Origin of the sequence: Arenicella chitinivorans (assembly GCF_014651515.1) — a bacterium.
Classification (GTDB): domain Bacteria; phylum Pseudomonadota; class Gammaproteobacteria; order Arenicellales; family Arenicellaceae; genus Arenicella; species Arenicella chitinivorans.
This window is the reverse complement of sequence record NZ_BMXA01000008.1, coordinates 148505-168174: the sequence shown is the minus strand read 5'-3', so window position 1 is coordinate 168174 and position 19670 is coordinate 148505. Positions and strand designations below refer to the sequence as shown.

The following is a 19670-nucleotide window of genomic DNA, read 5'->3' as shown; positions in this document are numbered from 1 at the left end:
GCCGACGGTGTACGAAGAGCGATATTTTTTGAAGCAGGAAAGTGTCTAGGAAACTCAGGCCTTACCAATCCGCTGCTTTCTGGCATAGGCTATTAGTGCTACATTCTTGGGTTTTCCGCTGTCGTGAGTGATCGGTGCAACGCCGACTCTCGATGTTTATAAGAATCTGTATCGTAGAAAGACAGCAGGTTGTAGCTATGTTAGCTACTCCATACTTTGATCGATTGCTTTCAATGAACGTTGCCTTGTGTCTGGAGTATTCAGAAGGAAAGTGTACTTAGAGGTAAAGTAGAACACTGTCGGTGTGCTCTACGTGGCTTTGGCTCACTTTGACATACCATTAGTTTGGTAAGTACACTTCGGCCTGTTCATTCGCGATACAGGACGCGTTTTCAACGTGCTCAGCGTGATAAAAATGTGTTCCACGAGAGGGCAAAATGCAACCTGCTGATAAACAAACCGGTAAGATTATTTCGTCTATTATTTTAGTCCAGGGTGCAATTCTACTGTACTGGTTTTTTACTTCCGATAACTTCTTCGATTCCATGGGTTTCGGCGCGTTATCAAGTATCGGATTGTTGTCTTGGGGGTTGGCCGCATTATTGGTTGTTGGTTATGTTTGGGGCGCAGCTGGAATCTCGAACGTGCGCGAGCACATGTTTAAGTTGGATCCGCTTAAGTGCTTGGCTCTGTTCGGGGCATTGGTCTCTGGCTTTTTTGAGGAAATTTTATTTCGAAAAATCTTGATGGATTACCTGCATGAGTTGGGCGCAGGCACGTTTACGCAGATAGTTGTTTCAGGAGTCGCCTTTGGTGTGGCCCATTTAGTATGGGGCGGGAAGGCCGTGTCGGCTGCAGTTAACGCAACGTTTTATACGTTTTTTCTTGGTTGTGGCTTGGCGGTGATATACATAGTAAGCGGCAGGAATCTAGCGATCTGTATTATTGCCCATACACTCGTCACCGGGTTGATCGAGCCAGGCTTAATTAAATCCGCGGTGTTAAATAAACTGGGGTATCTAAAGGAACGTACCGAGCCCGATGATCGTGTTATTTAATTCGTTAGCGTTTTGATAGCACTGAGAGGGTATGGGCGACGCCAGCTGAAGACGTACAAGCTTGATCGTTTTGAAGTACTTCGGTCTCTCTGCTGTTGATACTCGAGTTGGTGCTGCCCAGCGCATTAGTAGCCGATTGAAAAGGTCATGAGTTCCGGCGTTATTGGGTTTATCGTAGCAAAGGACATATTTCTTGAAAATGGATCTCTTGATGAACATGAGCAAGAAATTGAAAAAGAGATCTACGATTGGTTCAAAAAAATAGAAGTACAATCAAGATGAGCGATGATGAAAGCATCGAGCTTGTCGGTCTTGGCAAGTTGCCCGGTGGCTTTAGCAGAGCTGTGGACGTGCCATGCATTGCAGATAACGATGGGTAACCCAGACTTGAAAGCGGCACAGGCGAAGGGCAGTTCGAGTCGCCCTGTCGCCTCAATCAGGATACGATCTGGCTGAACGAGCGCAATGCGTTCGATGGCGATTTTGATGCCATGCGGGTTGTTATCGACTGAGAAAAAGTCGCCAGTAGGTCGGATGGCGATGTCCAGTCGATCTTTGGAAGTGTCGATGCCGACATTGATTTCAGTTTGGTTCATGCTAAGCTACCTCTTGCTTGTTATACGGGCTTGAGTGCTGCGCACCGCGACGCCACCAGGGCCACATCCCAAAAGACTATTCGAAGTTAAACTTGAGAGATTGCTAGCGCTCCTTCTTGTTATCGGTTTTTAGAACCCGTCGCAAATCGAGCTACTAACAATGGCCTTCGGCCGTTACCGAAGGTGGGTCTCAATTTACCCGTAAGACGAACATGGAGAAAGGATATTTATGTGTCGGAATCAACCATACAAGTTGCTCAAGTACACTCCGGATGCAAAAAACGCAACCTCCGCGGGACGTGCTACACTTTGTTTCGCACGCCCCTTAGCAAAGCGTTATATGTCCAAATTACTAGCAGTTATTATAGGCGTAATTTTATCGGGCTGTTCGCACAGTAGGTCTGTTATAGATATGAGTTCGTATTCCTTGGATGAATTCGAAAAGGCCTCCAATTGTGATTTTGACTATCAATGCAAAACTATTCTTTCTGGATACGATGGTTGTGTAAGTAACATTGGCGATTACCATCGGCATATAATCTACTCAACTAAAATAGGTAAAGAGAACGTAAAAATTCTTAAAGAAAAAATAATTTTGGACCGTGCATATAAAATTGAAAATCAAAGATCTTTATGGGAATGCATAAGTGGGCGTAAAACAGTACCCATTCCCATCTGTAAAAATAATACTTGCATAGATAGAAATGAGAAAAACATATAGCAAGAATAAACACAAAAACGCCTTCAGCGCTCGGACGTCTGCTACGCATCCGCCCATGTTATTGGCGTTAGGCAGTAAAGGTTGAGGAAAAGTGCCGAAGAGGAAAACTCATTCTGAAATAATTGCCGAGTTTTTTGACGCTCACGGAGACTATTACGATTATTCTGAAGTTGTATACATAAACTCAACTACTAAAGTAAAAGTCATATGCCCTGTACACGGTGAATTCCAGATAGCACCGGGCCATCACAAGACCGGCGTAGGGTGTAGTAAATGCTATTTTGACTCACAGAGAACAAGTAAGAAGGAATTTGTTAAAAGGTCACGCGATAAATTTGGGAGTAGATATGATTATTCTCTCTTTGAAGAAATGCCACCATTTGGCGAGAAAACTAAAATTAGATGTTTAGAGCATGATGAAGTGTTTCTGCAAGAACCACGAAATCACATGCAAGGACATGCTGGCTGTCCAAAATGCCGTTCGAACATCTTAAGTGGCGGTGGTAGTCAAGTTGGAAAGTTTACGAGTCAATTGGATCTAAATGATGCTTTTATCGAAAAAGCGAAAAAAGTGCACGGGAATACATATGACTATAGTGAATATTTTTATGAGAGCAGCAGTAAGCCCGGAAAAATAATATGCAGTATTCATGGCGAGTTTTATCAATCACCCAGCAATCATCTAAAAGGAACTCAATGCCCTGACTGTTCAATCGAAAAAAAGAAAGAGCAAACATTTAAGAGACAGTGCAAAGAAATAGGTGTTGACTATTATCGTGCTTTAAAGCGGCGACAAGCGGGTATGTCTGAAGAGCAAATCTTTAATAAAGATTATATCCGCAACGGAAGAGCAATAAATAAAATCAAAGTTTTCAATGAAGTTTACCCAAATATTGAAGAGGCAGTTAGGCAATTAAAACCACCTGCTAGTAGCGCAACAATTTCTCGATGGATTGAAGATGGTATTTCACCAGAAGAGGCCTTCGAAAGAATTCCAAACCCTGGTTATGCCGATGGAATAATTTATTTGATAAAAAACATACCAACACAATTGAGTATGTCGGACTTACGGTACAAACATTAGAGCGTAGATGGGAATATCATATCGAGCAAGCCAAGGCCGGGCACATAAAAAGTAAAGAGTCTTTGCATGCTGCCATCAGGGAGTACGGTGCTGATCAGTTTTCTGTTGAAGAGATTGATAAAGGAACCACAAAGAAAGATTTAGAAGCCAAAGAGAGGAAGTGGATTAAAAAGCTGAATACACTGATACCCAATGGGTACAACATATCAACTGGTGGTGTTAGTGGAGGCTCAAATAAGAAATCCACAGTTATCGGCGGCATTAGATTTGAAAGTGCTGGTAAAGCTGCTGAGTATGTCGCCGAGACAAGAAAAATTTCAATAGCAGCCGCAAAAAGAAGAATATTAAAAGGACGAATAGATGTAAAGACACCCGCAAAACCGGGAGAAAGCCTCGTAAAAACCAGAACATATAAAGTGTGGAGTAGGATTTTACACGGAGTGCTAAACAAGAAATCTAGGGAATATATTCCTGAAATATCTATCTATGAGCAGTGGAGGCAGTTTGAAAATTTCTATAGAGATGTTGGAGAACCAATTGATCCAAAGATAGCTTTTTCAAGGCTTGATAAAGAAAAGGGCTTTTTTCCTGATAACTGCGTTTGGATGACGAAAAGTGAAGCAAGTAAAATCAATGCTGAATATATGAAGAAGACGGGTAAATTCAAAAGAAAGAGTAGAGAAAATGCCTAACAAAAAAATCCACCCGACCCAAAAACCGCTGTGCGTTTTTCGGTCGGGTGATTTTAGGCGTTAGGCAAACATAGGATGTCGCATGTGGGGTGAGTTGCATGAGTCAAAGACTATAAATATAGAGTTGCCTGAAGTTATATCTTCAGGTGCTGCAAATCGCATGCTAAAAGAATTGGGCATGACATTGCACTATGATGTTTATTCTTTTGAAGCTAAAGAGTATGAAAACTGGCAAAGCCAATCGTTACTGTATTTGCAGTTAAGGAGAAACGGTCTTGAGGTTGACGCACAAGATGACTTTGATGAAATAGAGGTTTCTTATTTACTAGCAACCCGACCTAGTTCAGATCAAACTTTAGCGTTAAAAACTATAGAAAAAATTATTATTAAATTTAATGGAGTGGCAACTTATCAGGGAGAAAAATTTGAATTTAAGGCAGTCCAAAATGATTGGGATTCTTGCAATAGGTACCTATTGCAAGAATGGGGTGAAGAGCCTGGGAACAAAGAACTAAGAAGAATGATTGAAGAGAATTATGCCTAGCAAGTTTGCCAAGTGCACTTCGTTCGTTTCACTCACTGCGCGGGACGCGTTTCACGCGCCCGTGTTCACGGCGTTATGAATTTATTTAAGTTATAGAGGTTGAAAAAGAAATGATTTATCCACTTGCAGCAATGCTGGCATTAGTTTTGATAATGTTTGGTGTTGCTTTCGTAGCACGTTTAAGCTCGGTTAAAACTGGCCACGTTACCTTTGAGCACTATCAATTGTTTGAAGGAAATCCACCACCAAAATATGTTCTTAAAGCATGTAATAATCTAAACAATCTTTTTCAAGTTCCTCCAATTTTTTACGCAGCTATCATATTGGCTCTCTCTAAGGGCATAGAAAGTAACCTGGCACTTATCAGTGCGTGGGGGTTTGTAACGGCTAGGTATGCTCATAGTTTTGTTCATATCACAGTAAATTACTATCTCGCGCGGTCAGCAGTTTTTGCTATTTCTTTAGTATTCTTGGTCTTGCTTTGGTTTGCAGTTCTATCACAAATATAACAAGACCGTTAAGCTCGACCACGAAAAGCGAGAGCTAGACGTCGCGGTGCTCCACCATTTACTTTGGCGTTCAGGCTCAAAATCTATACAACCAACGAAAAGGAGGCTCAAGTGAAGAAGCTACTACCACCGATAATGTTTTTGATTTTTCTGATTGGAATGGCCGTTGTATGTTGGGCGCTGGGTTCACCACACACAATACAATTACCATACAATTTGATTGGCGCTGTCTTTTTGTGTATGGGGCTTGGGGTATCAATTTATCACAGCCGATTATTCAAGAAGGAAAAAGCTAATATCATGACTTTCGGAGTGCCCACGAAGATCGTAACGTCGGGTCTATTTAAGTATTCGAGAAATCCTATGTACCTTGGTTTTGTTTTAGCGCTTTTGGGTGCCGCTTTTCTGTATCAAGCTGCACTTTCTTCATTCCTCTTGGTGGCGATTTTTTGGTTTATTACTGATCGCTGGTATATAAGATATGAGGAAAAAGAGATGCTTAAAAAATTCGGAGATGAATACAGACGATACTGTAAGCAAACCCCGCGGTGGCTTGGCCTAGCCTAACAAACCCAAAAAGGGCGACGCCTGTGGTTCAGCGGGATGTCGCTACGCTGCGCCACTTGCAAAAACGTTAGCTTTACCGTGATTGAAGCGTTCGGATATTTGAGAGCATTATTGTTTGCGGCTGTTTTGGCCATCGTTGTTATTCGGAGTTTACTGGCTAAATTCTGATGAGAGGGTCATCACCGTTGCGGTACCAATCCCTCGTGAACTATGAGAAGCTGTGCGTAGGAAGCGTGTCTACAAATGTGATCGTAGATCACGTCTTATGAAAAGGCATCATGTTTGTTTTAAATCGCTATCAAGATAATTAGATAATAGGCGCAATGTGCTCGATTTTTTTAAAGAACTTTTAAAAGTAGGTTTAAGTGCAATCTTAAAATTTGTAATAGCCTTCGCTGTTGGGACTGGGGGTGGCGCAGTTGTTTGTTGGTATTACAATCTTCCTTTGGGTTTCTCTATTTTGGGTGGAATTTTGGTGATAGGTGTCGCGTTAGCACTCATGTCAGACTCTATGTTTGACTGAAAAACACGAAAGACGTCATAAAAAATTAACCAGAACAACAGCTACCATTCGGCGCTTTCAGTCGGAGTCGTGTCAGTTTTTTTCTTACTAACGATGCTCACGCATTAAAGTTTATATAAGAAGTACCACCAACCAGCACGTATGGACATCCGCTTAGACGATTGCCCGCTTCTCTTACGTAAGAAAACACCAACAGGCTATTTAAAGGTCATGTCAAACAACGATAAAAAGCAATCACTTAAACTCAAATGGCCTTGGTTTGTCGGAGGCGCTATTTACGGTGTCTTCTTACGGTTCATTTTTGATGTAATCCCGTCATCAGTTGAAGGGCCGATGTCGGCTGCGTTCTTGATAGGCACGCCGTTAATAGCAGGTGCGCTGACAATATATGGGCATCGCGACCAAGCGATGAAAGTCACGCGAATGATTGTGTTGCCATGGGTTACAACCTTGTTGCTGCTACTTGGTACGGCAATCGCGTTGCTGGAAGGCGCGATTTGTATTGCCATCATGTCTCCGTTGTTTTTGTTTCTTGCCAGTCTGGGCGGACTAATGATGGGAGGGTGTCTTTATATTCGTCGACGCAACACCAAGCCCTTACTATCGGTGACGTTGTTGCCATTCGTGATCCTGTTTGCTGAGGGCAGCATACCGTTAACCGAGCACCAAATGCAGCTCACTGAGTCGGTCGTTGTTGAGGCAAGTGCGGAGCGAATCTGGAATGAAATCGTCTCAGCGAAAGAGATCAAACCGGATGAATTGCCAGTTAGCTTGAGTCATTTAATTGGCGTGCCGAAACCGCTTGAAGGCATTAACCGACACACAGACGGCGCTGAAATTCGATATTCGATTTGGGAGAAAGGCGTTAACTTTGAAGCAATCGTGCTGGAACGTGAACCGTATCAACGTATTAAGTGGCAATACGTGTTCAATGAGAATTCGTTTCCGAAAGGTTCCATGGATGACCACGTGGCCATCGGCGGTAAATACTTCGACTTACACGATACTGAATTCACACTGACGCCAATCACGACAAATAAGACTGAACTCACTATTCACGCGAGCTATCGGATTAACTCCGCCATCAATTTTTATGCGGTCCCTGCGTCCCGCTTTTTAGGCGGCGATTTCATGCGAACAATACTCGGCTTGTATAAAAATCGCAGCGAAAAATAGCGTGTTACTATCCTGATGTCGATTGCGTTCACTATAGCGACCGATCCATTGGGGACATGATTTGAAAGCAAGATGGGGAGACGAATCGTATGGTCATTTCGGGTCGGCACTGAGGTGTTATCTGGTCGACTTTGTTGGCATACTGACATTGAGCTAGGTTTTGCGACATAGAAAACTATTATGAGCAATACACCAGCACCAGGCAGTGCCATAAAAGTCGATGTGTTGAACGGCTATCAGCATGTACTTATACCGCATGGTTCGGGCGGGGCAATGTGCTACTTTATAGGGCTATTTTTACTATTCTGGGTGGTTGTTTGGATTCATTTGCGCCATCTCGAAAATACCATCGGGTAAAGGCGGGGCGTTAGTCTCCTGGGGTTATTACAGATATGTCGACTGCATATAGACTGGTTTGGTTTCAACATTTTCATAAGGCTGCCGGTTCGTCAATCGTGGAGTTGGCCAAGATGAATGGCGAACAGTTCTGGCCGAATCATAATAATGGGAACCCGCTTGACGATAGTGGCAACGAACTTGAGTTGTGGGAATATTCGAATCAAGAATTGGCCAGTTTCGTTGATTTATGCGAGCAGAAAGGCGTGACGTTTGTGGCAACCGAGTGGGGGGCACCCGATATCGAATATCTTGCCTCTGATAACCGAGTTGTTTTAGTGACTTGCATCCGCGCGCCTCTGGAAAGGTATGTGTCCAATTTTTATTACGACTTGCACAATGGGTATACCGCGGCACGAACTTTATACGACTATGAAGCGACTCGGAATCGAGCGTTCACGGCATCGAATTACTACTGCAGAGTTTTGGCAGATATTAAAGATTGTTCGATCAAAATAAGCGCTGCAGAATTCGAGATCGCTGCGTCTCTTTTAACTAAGTTTGATGTGTGTAGTCGGCTTGAAGATGGCTTAGATGAATTAAGCCATTCGTTATCCTGGAGTCACAAGAGTGTACACAGTAATCGAACGTCTACCAGTTTCAGCAATCTTGCAAAACTATTGATTAGAGGCAAACTCAAGCTGAGTTACCTTAGGCTAAAGTACCCAAAACAAAAACCTTCGGCAGAGTTCGTCGCGTATTTTGATGCTGCGAATACTTGGGACACCAAACTCTATAGACAAATTTCAGAGTTTAAAAAAATAGGAGTTTGAGGGCATGCTAACGCCGGGTATTGGCAACTAAGCGGGTCATTGAGTTAAGAAACCCGTTTTAGAGATTGATAGTTCGATGGTGTCATTTTCATCTCGCGCTTAAATAGCCTGCGAAAAACACTGTCATCAGAGTAGCCTAATGAATAGGCGATTTCCTTTACGGATTGTTTGCTTGTGATCAATAGCGTGCAGGCGTGCCGTATGCGTATTCCGTCGATGAAGGACTTTGGCGTTTGGCCAGTGAGTTCTTTGAGTTTGCGATTGAGCGTTCGTTCAGACACCGACATGATGCTTGCCAAATCGCCCGCACTCATGGGTTTGTAGTGTGCTTTACGAATTGCGTATTCTGCATTGGATAAAAATGTATTCCTGGAAGTTTGATATCCTTCTGGTACATACAGGGCTTGTGATTTCGGTGCGGTGTCGACGACCGCAAAGTCGGCAGTGATTTTGGCGGTCTCCGCGCCAGCGAGTTTCTCCACGATGTGCAAGGTGATGTCCACCCAGGAGAGTGGTCCACCGGCAGTAACTACTCTAGCGTCATTAACCAGAGCACTTGCCCAAACCGCATTGGCGTTAGGGAAACGCTGTTTTAACTCGTCGTGTAACCACCAGGTTGTGGTGCAACGTTTATTGTTGAGTATGCCCGCCTCGCCCAGAGCAAACACGCCACTGCAGGACCCGCAAATCAATGCGCCTTGTTTGTAACGCGCCGCCAACCAGGACTGCGTGAACGAATCCGTAATTGCCGATGGCGGACACCCTTCTGCACTTGGAATAAATCCCGGTACCAGCACCGCATCACACTGACGTATGGCATCGAGGTCAGAATCAACGCTAAAGGATCGCCCGTGACCGTCAATAACAGAGTCACCATCCTGATTAGCTAGGATTACCTTAGGCTCCCATGTGGACTGGTTGGGTGTGCGACGCGTACCTTGTTGCACGAAGTGGAGGCCGCTTAAAGCGAGCAAATCGTTTATGCCCATCAAACCTGATGGGAGTGCATTGTTTAAGCAGAGAATGACGATTGTGTTCATAACGCAGGTCGCAGCGAGATATTGGCAGATATTGCACGTATATAGTCATTTTTGTCACTCATGGTCAAGTCGTGTCTGCACATAGAATGGATTCTCTTCAATTAAATCAGGTCGAGAAATGAAATTTTTTAAAACAAGTTACAGCATCTGCGCATGCCTATTCGTAGGGACATTCACTTTTGCCAATGCTGCTCTATCTCAAACTAATATCACACCTTCGGAGATTGTCATGAAAGAAGCCAGCTATATTCCATTTAAGGCCAGTCAAGGGCAGGAACAAAGCCTTGCCCAGTTTCTCATCGACGGTGCCAAGCTCGTTGCGCAAACCGAGCCCGACACACTGTATTGGTATGCATTACAGAAGGACGACGGGAGTTTCGGTATCTTCGATTTCTTTCCCAACGCTCGAGGTCGGGATGCGCATTTTGCCGGACAGGTCGCAGCCGCACTAAATCAGAACGCTGGCACATTGGTCCTCGACGGCTGGGATACTGGCATTGTCGCCAACATCGTTAATCCGTCGGTATTGTCGTTTAAGGTCCCAGCGTCAGATGATACACGGGCGACTAAGGCGACGTATATCGTGCTGACTGCGCAAGCGGGCAAAGAGCAAGCGCTCGAGAAGTTGTTGACAGGCGCTGCCCAGATCATCGACCAAACTGAACCGGAAACCTTGTTGTGGACTGCACTTAAGTTAAATGAAACTACCTTCGCAATATTTGATACCTTTGTGGATGAGCGCGGCCGAGATGCTCACTTCGCTGGAAAAGTGGCCGGTGCGCTACACGCCAATGCAGAGGTATTGATTGCGGGTGGTTGGGAAAACGGCGTGCTGAGCAATATCCATAATTTTGATGTCATTGCGCAAGCTGCGAGATAACCGGCTTCGATCCAACTTGCTCGATTGAATATCGTATATCGAGCAAGTCGATTAATTTGTTAATATGGGTGACTACGATACTTCCGCGGCCTAAGTCAGTCGCTGATTCGTGGTTGGCGATGGAGTTAGCGGCTAGAATAACGGTAGATGATTGATGTTAACTTGAACAGGAGCACGCTTAATTGATCTCACAGTTACCGCGATGGGTTGAGTTTGGCGCGTTTGTGTTGTCCTTGATTGCTGGTTATGTGAATGCCGTAGGATTGCTTGGATTTGAGCATCAATCCGTGTCACATATGTCCGGTACCGCGACCTTGCTCGGTACCGGCTTTCTGAATTCCACGGCGCAACATAGTTTGCATTTGTTGGGCGTGTTATTGTCATTCCTACTTGGCGCATCGATTTCAGGATTCCTGTTGCACGGCGCAACGCTCAAGCTTGGCCGACATTACGATACCGCTTTGTTTTTTGAGTCGGTGTTATTATTTATTTCTGCCGGGCTATTAATCTCTGGCTCTTTCTATGGACATTTTTTTGCTTCCGCCGCCTGCGGGTTGCAAAATGCGATGGCAACAACCTACAGTGGCGCGATCATTCGAACCACACACATTACCGGCATCTTTACCGATCTGGGAATAATGCTGGGCGGCGTTTTTAGGCGCGAGCCATTGGATAAACGTAAAGCGAAATTGTTCCTTTTTATCATCATTGGCTTCATTTTGGGCGGCACGGCTGGTGCGGTAATGTACGCCATGTATGATTTTAAAGCATTACTAATGCCCGCTTGCGTGTGCTTCTTAACGGCGACGCTGTATCGGTTTTATACGAGTAAGCGTGGTTAGATATAACTGATAAAGTCGTTGGAATTTGAAGCAAAATTATTGAGACTGACTTCCGAGCGCAGGAAACCCTTAGCGGATGCTGAGGCATTCCTTACTAGGGAACGAAAGACGCTCAATCTAGAAAAGTACTTCGATATTGATTATTTGTGTGACCCTGAAATATAGAAGGAGAGTTCGACCACATTGTCTATCTACCGAAAACTACGTTTGGTTGAAACGAGCATTTATTCGGGGTTTCATGATTCATTCGTAGCGGCGGTGAAGGCGTTAACAGATGTGTTATCGAAGAGTGAGAGCGTTAAGGCGCTGTTGGTCTGGTTTGTAAGCAAATAATTTGCTTCGAATGGAGGTCAATCTTGAAAAAAGTCACGTGGCGTTAACGCTGGAGAAACTACCCGATCTGTTTGATAAGAATCGTGTTAGCGTAAAGAGTAGTGAGGATCAGATAGAGTTGTTTTCAGAGTCTGATATTATCGAATTGCAACAGCTCACGTGCGAGCAAATCCGTCATATCGGATCAATACGACTTCATTGCGGTGAATAATGACGTTCACTGATTAGATTATTCCTAATCACGCACTATTGCATGCGCTGGATTCGCCGCACCAAACTTACTGCTAAAACTTACCTTTTTTGGAGTCAGAATGAGTTTTGAGATTTCGCCTTTTCTGCCAGAGCTGATTTCAGTCAGTATTGTCGCTGTGTTTATGGCAATCAGCCCTGGCGCTGACTTTGTGATGGTCACACGCAATAGTGTGTTCTTTGGTCGGACTTCAGGGTTGTATTCATCTTTGGGAATCAGTTTGGCTATTTGGATACATGTGGCCTATTCGATCGCAGGCTTAGCGTTGATAATCTCGCAATCCATCGTTTTATTCTCGTTACTAAAATATCTTGGTGCGGCTTACCTGATATACATCGGGTGGAAGACGTTTAGATCGAGCTCGACCCTTGAGGTTGAACTCGAAGCTGATCATGCAGCCTTGTCGAACTTAGCCGCGTTTAAGATTGGGTTTATCACCAACGCACTTAACCCCAAGACGACTATTTTCTTTCTGAGTATTTTTACCCAAGTCGTGAATCCACACACACCAATTTGGGTACAGATGATTTACGGTGGCATTATTTCACTGTGTCACTTGGTGTGGTTTAGTTGTGTGTCGATATTTTTGAGCCAACCTGCGTTGTTAAAACGATTCCATGATTGGAAAAGCGCAATCGAAAAAGTGATCGGTGGCCTCTTAATTGGTTTAGGCGTAAGAGTCGCGACCACCGACCTTGGCTGAAGTTTGGCTGGTTTGATCGAAGATTGGAGGAGTGAGTATGTCACATATTGCAGAGACCCCAGCGCCGCCATACTACGCGGTGGTTTTTACGTCGCATCGTACTGATGGCGATCATGGGTATGCCGAGATGGCGGATAAAATGGTCGAGTTGGCTGCGCAACAACCTGGGTTTCTGGGTATTGAGTCAGCGCGTGATGATGTCGGTATCACTGTGTCGTATTGGGCGGATCTAGAGTCGATTAAACTCTGGAAAGCGAACGCCGAGCATCTTAAGGCACAGAAGTTGGGGCATGAGAAATGGTATTCAACGTTTAAAACCCGGATTTGTAAGGTCGAGCGTGATTACGGCATGTAGCCATCAAAGTTGAATATGATGAACTTACTATTTATTTGCAGCGAGAACCGGTTGCGCAGCCCAACAGCGGAAGCCGTATTCTCCGAATACCCTAATGTGAATGCCATCAGTGCGGGCACCAATCACGACGCAGAAACCACGGTGTCAGGGGACTTAATCGAATGGGCAGACGCGATTCTGGTGATGGAAAAGTCGCATAAAAGTAAAATTACCAATAAGTTTAAAGACTTATTGCACGGTAAAAAACTCGCGGTGTTGGCGATACCAGATAATTATGAGTTTATGGACCCGGTGCTGATTAGAGTTTTAAAATCTAAGGTTCCTAAATACGTGCCGCTTTAAGACACAAGGTTGTATGTTAATGCGTTTTTATCTATTGGTGGCTTCGCTTTGGACTACAGTGTGTGGTGCTGGTGAAATCTATTCCATCTTTCCAGAGCGTATTGATCCCAATGCAAGCTACGTCTTTTATTCGCATGGGTTTATTGTGGAGGGCGACAATCCAAGGCCGGAACATCCCCGCTGGGGCGTGTATGACTTTCCTAAAGTCGTGCTTGGACTCTCAGATTCTGATTACCATTTGATCGCTTATCATCGCACCAAAGACACGGACCCAGACGTGTTTGCTGGCAAGCTGGCGTCGGATGTAAATGCGCTATTGAGTGCCGGCGTCACGCCGAGCAAAATCACCTTAGTCGGGTTTTCACGCGGCGGTGCAATTACGATCCTGGTTTCTAACCAGTTGACTCGAGACGACATAAACTTCGTGATTTTAGCCGGGTGCGGTAAGTATCTAGATAGCAATTCTGAACTTAAGCTGCATGGTGCGGTATATTCGGTGCGTGAAGCATCCGACGATTTGGTGGGGTCGTGCCAAGCTCTCGTCGACCGTAGTCCCGGTGTGACCCAGTTTTCTGAACGGGTGATCGACACTGGCAAAGAGCACGCTGCGTTTTATCAACCCTTACCCGAGTGGACCGCCCCAGTTAAGAGCTGGATTAAGCGTGATGCTCGCAATGTAAACAACTCACAAGATGGAGACACAATCAATGACTGAACCCAACCCATACGCAACCCCGAAATCCGACGTAAGTGCGCCTCAAAATCGGACGACCGATGAACGTATGGAGAAAATGGCGACGGGTCAGAAGCTCGTGATCTATGCCGTGTTGTTGTATTTTGTCTCCGCTGGACTTCGTTTATACATTGGCCCCTTGGCCGTACTGCCGGTGCTGGTGTCGCTAATTATGTCGCTGGTTGGTTTGTATAAAGTGTTGGCTGCGCGGCAAAGTCATATTGTGGTCAAGATCATTCTTTTTGTGCTGTTGTTTGTGCCACTGATCAATATTCTGGTGCTATTAAGCATTAATAGTCGCGCTACTAAAGCGTTGAGAGAAGCTGGGTACACTGTCGGATTTATGGGGGCATCGAAAGCGTAATGCTGAAATTAAGCTATTTTGAATCCAGTTGTACTGGCGATGAAGAGGGATAGGAATGCAAAGAAACGCAATTAATCTAGCTGAAAAATTTGCTAAGTTCTCAGAGCACTGGTCACCACGCGTGGTGGCGGAGATGAACAACTATCAGTTTAAACTCGCTAAAATCAAAGGCGAATTTGTTTGGCACGATCATCAAGAAACTGACGAAGTTTTTATCGTGATCGACGGTGCAATGCGAATCGATTTTAGAGATGGCAGCGTCGAACTCCAGCAGGGGGAAATGTTCGTGGTGCCAAAAGGCGTCGAGCATAAACCCTACGCGGAAGAGGAATGCCAGATTATGTTTGTGGAAACGCGCGGCGTGGTCAACACCGGGGATGCCGGCGGTGAGCTAACGGCGGAAAGTGATGTTTGGGTGTAAGTCATTTAACCTACGGGGCTTGAGTATTCAGCAGCAATCATTTCCAGGCTAGGAATCTCGACGTCCAAGTGAAAATGATTGCCCGCTGAAATTAAAAGGCTAATTCATAGCAATCCAACCGCCGCTCAAGTTTTTATACACCACGATTAGGTCTTGTAAAACTTTAGTATCGCTGGCGGCGAGCTGGGCGGACACGTTGAGTCGTTCGCGTTCAGCCACTAGCACACTTAAAAAGTTTTCCGCGCCAAGTTGGTACTTTTTGCGCGCGATGTCTGCCGACCGCTGACTGGCGTTGAGCGCATCAATCAGTTTTGTGCGACGAATTTCTTCTTGTGTGAAAAGTTGCAACGCATTGTCGGTGTCTTCCAGTGCACGTAGTACCTGACGTTTGAAATTCGCTAGCTCAGCTTGCGTTCTGGCATCGGCGGCGCGAATCTGTGCTTGTACTCGACCTAGATCCAGGGCAGCCCAATGGATTGATGGCCCAAAGCGATACGTTTCGGTTTCCACCTCGCCCAAGCGATCCAGTTCGGTAGACAGATAGCCGAGTCCCCCGTTAAACGTGATGCGTGGATACAAATCGGCCACGCGGACATTGTAACGCGCGATCGCAGCGGCTAAGGCTTGCTCGGCTTGTTGAATATCCGGTCGATGACGAATCAGTGTTTCTGGCGCGACGACCTCATGAATGGGTTGTACGGTCGGCAATGGTTTTGGTTCTGCTAAGAGCGTGCGTAGGTCCCCGTTATGCTCGCCAGTTAATACGCTGAGTCGATTAAGTGCCAAGGTGATGTTGGCTGTCTGCCCAGGCAAGCTAGCCTCGACCAAGGACAACTGTGCCTGCGCGCGGCTTACGTCAAGCTGGTCGCCGCGACCGATTTCCATTAAGCGGTTTGTGAGCGCAAGCGTTTCGCGCAGGTTAGCGGCATTCGCCTGCCCCACTGCGAGTTGGTGCTGTGCGCCACGCAAGTCTATATACGCTTTGGCGGTTTCGGCCGCGATACTGATTTGTAAAGCACGAAGATTCGCTTCACGCTCTGCCAGGCTGGCCTTAGCGGCTTTTACTCGGTTACGTACACTGCCAAACACGTCCAGTTCCCAAGACGCGTCAAAGCCAGCGCTGTAGGTTTCGCTGATCGCTGGCGCACCGGCTAAGCGTACATCCTGACTGGATTTCTCGCGTGTTGCACTCGCGTTACTTTGGACTTGTGGATAGTGGCCGAGCCGCTCAAAACCCAGTAAGGCATACGCTTCTTCCAGTGACGCGCGCGCCGCAGCTAGAGAGTAGTTCAACGCCAGGGCTTGCTCAATGAGCTGCGTCAACTGCGGATCATTCAGCTTGGTCCACCATTGCGTGAACGCTTGGTTTTGATCGTCGTCTAACGTCGACAGCGTGCTTAAGCCTGGTGTCGAGTAAGACGTTGGAACAGCAATCGAATTAAGCACGTTCTCTGTGTCGTGTGTCGATTTTAAATTCGCGCACCCTGTTAGCAGCAGTATCAAGCTGGCGGCGAGCAGCACACGGGATCGGTTGATTTGAGATTTCATCATTAGTTCACCTCCAATGGCACTGGTGGTAACGAGTTGTGAGTGGTTGATTCGCTCTGGTTGGAAGCACGTTTAACGTATTTGTCTTGCGCCTCGAGCTTGCGCACCAAGACGTAGAAAATGGGGGTAAAAAACAACCCAAAAATGGTGACGCCAAGCATGCCGGAGAACACGGCAATACCCATGACGGATCGCATTTCAGCGCCCGCGCCACTGGACAGCACCAAAGGCACGACGCCCATGATGAACGCGAAGGAGGTCATAAGAATGGGCCGCAAACGTAAGCGTGACGCGGTGATGGCGGCCTTGAGTGTCGCCATCCCTTGCGCTTCCAAATCGCGCGCGAACTCGACGATTAAAATGGCGTTTTTACTGGCTAGACCGGCGAGCACAAACAGACTGACTTGCGTAAAAATATTGTTGTCACCACCGGTTAACCAGATGCCGGTGACCGCAGCCAGAACCGACAACGGTACGATTGCAATGACCGCAAGCGGTAACGCTAAACTTTCGTACTGTGCGGCAAGCACTAGAAATACCAGTAATAGGCACAACGGGAAGATGTAGATAGCCGTATTGCCAGCAAGGACTTGCTGATATGTCAGTTCAGTCCATTCGTAATCGATGCCTTGTGGCAGCGTCTCGCTGAGCACCTCGCTGATTGCGTCCTGTGCTTGGCCGCTTGAATAACCAGGCGCAGCATTGCCGTTGATATCTGCTGCCAAGTAGCCGTTGTAATGCGAGGCGCTCTCGGGTCCGTAACTCTCCGAAATGTGTACGACTGACCCCAGAGGCACCATCTCGTTCTGGTTGTTGCGAATCTTCAAGTTTAAGGCATCTTGTGTCGATGCTCGAAACTTGCCATCCGCTTGCGCGATCACCTGATAGGTGCGACCAAACTGGTTGAAGTCGTTGATGTACAAAGACCCAAGATAAATCTGCATAGTGTCGAACACATCACGAATATTGAGGCCGAGTTGCTTGGCTTTAGTACGATCGAGGTCGGCGTACAGTTGCGGCACGTTGATCTTGTAGTTGGAGTACACATTGGCCAGTTCAGGACGTTGCCATGCGGCTTGCTGGACCTGTGCAGTCACATTGGCCATGGTTTCATACCCAAGATTGGCGCGGTCCTCGATTTGCAATTTGAAACCGCCTGTCGTTCCAAGTCCTTGCACCGGCGGTGGTGGAAAAATAGCAATAAACGCCTCTTCCACACCAGCAAATTTCATTTGCAGTTTTTCCGCAATGGCCTGTGCGGACAAGGCATCGTCGCCACGTTGATCGAAGTCGTCGAGCGTCACAAATACAATCCCAGCGCTGGCGCTGCGTGTGAAGCCATTCACTGACAATCCGGGGAATTGCACCACGTGCGCAACACCCGGTTCCTCCAAGGCAATAGCCCCCATTTCTTTAATCACGGATTCGGTGCGTTGCAAAGTAGCGCCGTCCGGTAGCTGGGCAAAGCCAACTAGATACTGCTTGTCCTGTGCTGGAACAAATCCACTTGGCAAATTAAACAGGCCTGTTCCGGTTAGACCGATTAATACGGCATACAGGCCAACCATGATTGTTTTGCGCCCCAGCAATCGACTGACGCTGCCTGAATACTGTTCTGATCCACGTTGGAACACACGATTAAAGCCGTTAAAAAAGCGTCCAAACAAGGTGTCCATAAGGCGCGTGAGTCGATCTTTGGGCGCCGCATGATCTTTCAATAACAAGGCTGACAATGCTGGGCTTAGGGTCAGCGAGTTAACCGCGGAGATGACCGTGGAGATCGCAATGGTGAGCGCGAACTGTTTGTAGAACTGCCCGGTGAGGCCGCTAACAAACGCAATGGGAACAAACACCGCGACCAAGGTCAGTGAAATCGCAATAATGGGGCCGCTCACTTCTTGCATGGCCACATAGGTGGCCTGCAATGGCTTGAGTCCGTCTTGAATGTTGCGCTCGACATTCTCAACCACCACGATGGCATCATCCACCACAATTCCGATTGACAGCACCAGCCCAAATAGAGACAAGGTGTTGATCGAAAAGCCAAAGGCATACATCAGCGCAAACGTGCCAATGATCGACACCGGCACCGCCAGAAGTGGGATGATCGAGGCACGCCAGGTTTGCAGAAACAAAACCACGACAATGACGACCAAGGCTAAGGCTTCGAGCAAGGTCTTGATCACGGCTTTGATCGACCCTTTTACGAAAATAGTGGGGTCGTACACAATCTGGAATGCCACACCGTCGGGAAAGTTTTTCGACAGCTCGGCCATCTTGTTGCGAACATTGTTGGAAATGTCGATCGCATTCGCACCAGGGGCCTGGAACAACGCCATCGCCACCGCAGGTTTGTTGTCCAGCATGGAGTTTAGGCTGTATTCTGCCGCCGAGAGCTCAACGCGGGCGACGTCTTTAAGGCGCGTTACTTGTCCGTCCTGGCCCGCACGAATGATGATGTTGCCGAATTCTTCCGGCGTTTCCAATCGCCCTTTGGCGTTGATTGGCAGCTGTACCTCGACGGCGGTACTAATCGGTGCGCCGCCGATAATGCCCGCCGCGACTTGGACGTTTTGTTCGCGTACGGTATTGATGACGTCACTGGCCGAAAGGCCGCGTTCAGCGATTTTTTCTGGGTTCAGCCACAGCCGCATGGCGTAGTCACCAGAACCAAAAATCTGTACCTGACCGACGCCGGTGATTTTGGCAAGTTCGTCCTTCACGTTCATCAGGCTGAAATTACGCAGATACAGCTCGTCATAGCTGTTGTCGGGCGATTGCAAGTGCACCACCATGGTCAGGTCCGGTGAGCTTTTCACGACGGTCACACCAAGTTGTCGAGTGACATCTGGCAGGCGTGGCATGGCTTGCGAAATGCGGTTCTGTACTTGTTGTTGAGCCAGATCCGCATCGGTGCCAATGGCGAACGTGACGGTCAACGTGAGGCGGCCGTCTGCGGTCGCTTGGGAGTGCATGTACAGCATGTTCTCCACGCCGCTTAACTGCTCTTCTAACGGTGTCGCGACTGTTTCAGCAATGACTCGCGGATTGGCGCCGGGATACGACGCATTGACCACCACTGACGGTGGCGCGACTTCTGGATATTCGGATACCGGCAACTCAAACATGGCCAATAAGCCAGCAATAAATATCAACAGTGAGATCACGCCGGCGAAGATCGGCCGATCCACAAAAAATTTGGATATATTCATAGTCTGAT

The 19670-nt window shown here is 46.7% G+C and carries 21 protein-coding genes; 17 read left to right on the top strand and 4 right to left on the bottom strand.

The window, feature by feature from the left end:
* Positions 1-437 precede the first annotated feature (437 nt).
* The gene (locus IE055_RS16660) at positions 438-1058 is read left to right on the top strand and encodes a CPBP family intramembrane glutamic endopeptidase (RefSeq protein ID WP_189402818.1); all 621 of its coding nucleotides are present in this window, start codon (positions 438-440) and stop codon (positions 1056-1058) included.
* 242 nt (positions 1059-1300) lie between these two features.
* Here IE055_RS16660 and IE055_RS16655 read toward each other — a convergent pair whose 3' ends face one another.
* Positions 1301-1654: an IS110 family transposase gene (locus tag IE055_RS16655; RefSeq protein WP_189402817.1), complete on the bottom strand. Its 354-nt coding sequence runs from the start codon at positions 1652-1654 to the stop codon at positions 1301-1303.
* Between the two features lie 812 nt (positions 1655-2466).
* Here IE055_RS16655 and IE055_RS17905 point away from each other — a divergent pair.
* The 8 genes from IE055_RS17905 (at position 2467) to IE055_RS16620 (ending at position 8639) form a co-directional block, all read left to right on the top strand.
* Entirely contained in the window at positions 2467-3459 is a 993-nt protein-coding gene (locus IE055_RS17905) for a DUF723 domain-containing protein (protein WP_229794339.1), read from the top strand.
* Positions 3426-4151: a GIY-YIG nuclease family protein gene (locus IE055_RS17900; protein WP_229794341.1), complete on the top strand. Its 726-nt coding sequence runs from the start codon at positions 3426-3428 to the stop codon at positions 4149-4151. The genes IE055_RS17905 and IE055_RS17900 overlap by 34 nt, the downstream gene beginning before the upstream one ends.
* 82 nt (positions 4152-4233) lie before the next feature.
* A complete protein-coding gene (locus IE055_RS16645; RefSeq protein WP_189402816.1) occupies positions 4234-4695 on the top strand; it encodes a hypothetical protein in 462 nt (153 codons plus the stop codon).
* Between the two features lie 110 nt (positions 4696-4805).
* The gene (locus tag IE055_RS16640) at positions 4806-5204 is read left to right on the top strand and encodes an MAPEG family protein (protein ID WP_189402815.1); all 399 of its coding nucleotides are present in this window, start codon (positions 4806-4808) and stop codon (positions 5202-5204) included.
* Positions 5205-5315: 111 nt separating this feature from the next.
* Positions 5316-5771 (top strand): methyltransferase family protein, encoded by a 456-nt coding sequence (locus tag IE055_RS16635; protein ID WP_189402814.1) that lies wholly within the window; start codon positions 5316-5318, stop codon positions 5769-5771.
* 733 nt (positions 5772-6504) lie between these two features.
* Positions 6505-7470, top strand: coding sequence for a hypothetical protein (locus IE055_RS16630; RefSeq protein ID WP_189402813.1), 966 nt, complete (start codon positions 6505-6507; stop codon positions 7468-7470).
* Between the two features lie 180 nt (positions 7471-7650).
* Entirely contained in the window at positions 7651-7827 is a 177-nt protein-coding gene (locus IE055_RS16625; protein WP_189402812.1) for a hypothetical protein, read from the top strand.
* A gap of 35 nt (positions 7828-7862) precedes the next feature.
* Positions 7863-8639 carry a hypothetical protein gene (locus tag IE055_RS16620; protein WP_189402811.1) on the top strand — a complete coding sequence of 259 codons (777 nt, stop codon included), beginning with the start codon at positions 7863-7865 and terminating at the stop codon, positions 8637-8639.
* Between the two features lie 44 nt (positions 8640-8683).
* On the opposite strand, the gene IE055_RS16615 is transcribed toward IE055_RS16620, so the two are convergent.
* A complete protein-coding gene (locus IE055_RS16615) occupies positions 8684-9679 on the bottom strand; it encodes a GlxA family transcriptional regulator (RefSeq protein ID WP_189402810.1) in 996 nt (331 codons plus the stop codon).
* Positions 9680-9908: 229 nt separating this feature from the next.
* Between IE055_RS16615 and IE055_RS16610 the strand changes: the two genes are divergently transcribed.
* From IE055_RS16610 to IE055_RS16575, 8 genes are all read left to right on the top strand, one after another.
* Positions 9909-10559: a putative quinol monooxygenase gene (locus IE055_RS16610; protein WP_189402809.1), complete on the top strand. Its 651-nt coding sequence runs from the start codon at positions 9909-9911 to the stop codon at positions 10557-10559.
* A 182-nt stretch (positions 10560-10741) separates the two neighbouring features.
* Positions 10742-11401 (top strand): YoaK family protein, encoded by a 660-nt coding sequence (locus IE055_RS16605; RefSeq protein WP_189402808.1) that lies wholly within the window; start codon positions 10742-10744, stop codon positions 11399-11401.
* 644 nt (positions 11402-12045) lie between these two features.
* Entirely contained in the window at positions 12046-12687 is a 642-nt protein-coding gene (locus IE055_RS16600) for a LysE family translocator (RefSeq protein ID WP_189402807.1), read from the top strand.
* Between the two features lie 37 nt (positions 12688-12724).
* Complete coding sequence (locus IE055_RS16595; protein WP_189402806.1) at positions 12725-13042, top strand: antibiotic biosynthesis monooxygenase family protein; 318 nt, start codon at positions 12725-12727, stop codon at positions 13040-13042.
* 18 nt (positions 13043-13060) lie between these two features.
* The gene (locus IE055_RS16590) at positions 13061-13384 is read left to right on the top strand and encodes a low molecular weight protein tyrosine phosphatase family protein (protein ID WP_189402805.1); all 324 of its coding nucleotides are present in this window, start codon (positions 13061-13063) and stop codon (positions 13382-13384) included.
* A 19-nt stretch (positions 13385-13403) separates the two neighbouring features.
* Positions 13404-14099 carry an alpha/beta hydrolase gene (locus IE055_RS16585; protein ID WP_189402804.1) on the top strand — a complete coding sequence of 232 codons (696 nt, stop codon included), beginning with the start codon at positions 13404-13406 and terminating at the stop codon, positions 14097-14099.
* Positions 14092-14481 (top strand): hypothetical protein, encoded by a 390-nt coding sequence (locus tag IE055_RS16580; RefSeq protein ID WP_189402803.1) that lies wholly within the window; start codon positions 14092-14094, stop codon positions 14479-14481. Before IE055_RS16585 ends, IE055_RS16580 begins: the two co-directional genes overlap by 8 nt.
* A gap of 55 nt (positions 14482-14536) precedes the next feature.
* The gene (locus tag IE055_RS16575; protein WP_189402802.1) at positions 14537-14902 is read left to right on the top strand and encodes a cupin domain-containing protein; all 366 of its coding nucleotides are present in this window, start codon (positions 14537-14539) and stop codon (positions 14900-14902) included.
* Between the two features lie 99 nt (positions 14903-15001).
* Here the strand turns inward: IE055_RS16575 and IE055_RS16570 are convergent, their stop codons facing one another.
* Together IE055_RS16570 and IE055_RS16565 are read right to left on the bottom strand one after the other, a co-directional pair.
* The gene (locus IE055_RS16570) at positions 15002-16453 is read right to left on the bottom strand and encodes an efflux transporter outer membrane subunit (protein WP_189402801.1); all 1452 of its coding nucleotides are present in this window, start codon (positions 16451-16453) and stop codon (positions 15002-15004) included.
* Entirely contained in the window at positions 16453-19662 is a 3210-nt protein-coding gene (locus IE055_RS16565) for an efflux RND transporter permease subunit (protein WP_189402800.1), read from the bottom strand. Before IE055_RS16565 ends, IE055_RS16570 begins: the two co-directional genes overlap by 1 nt.
* Positions 19663-19670: the final 8 nt, after the last annotated feature.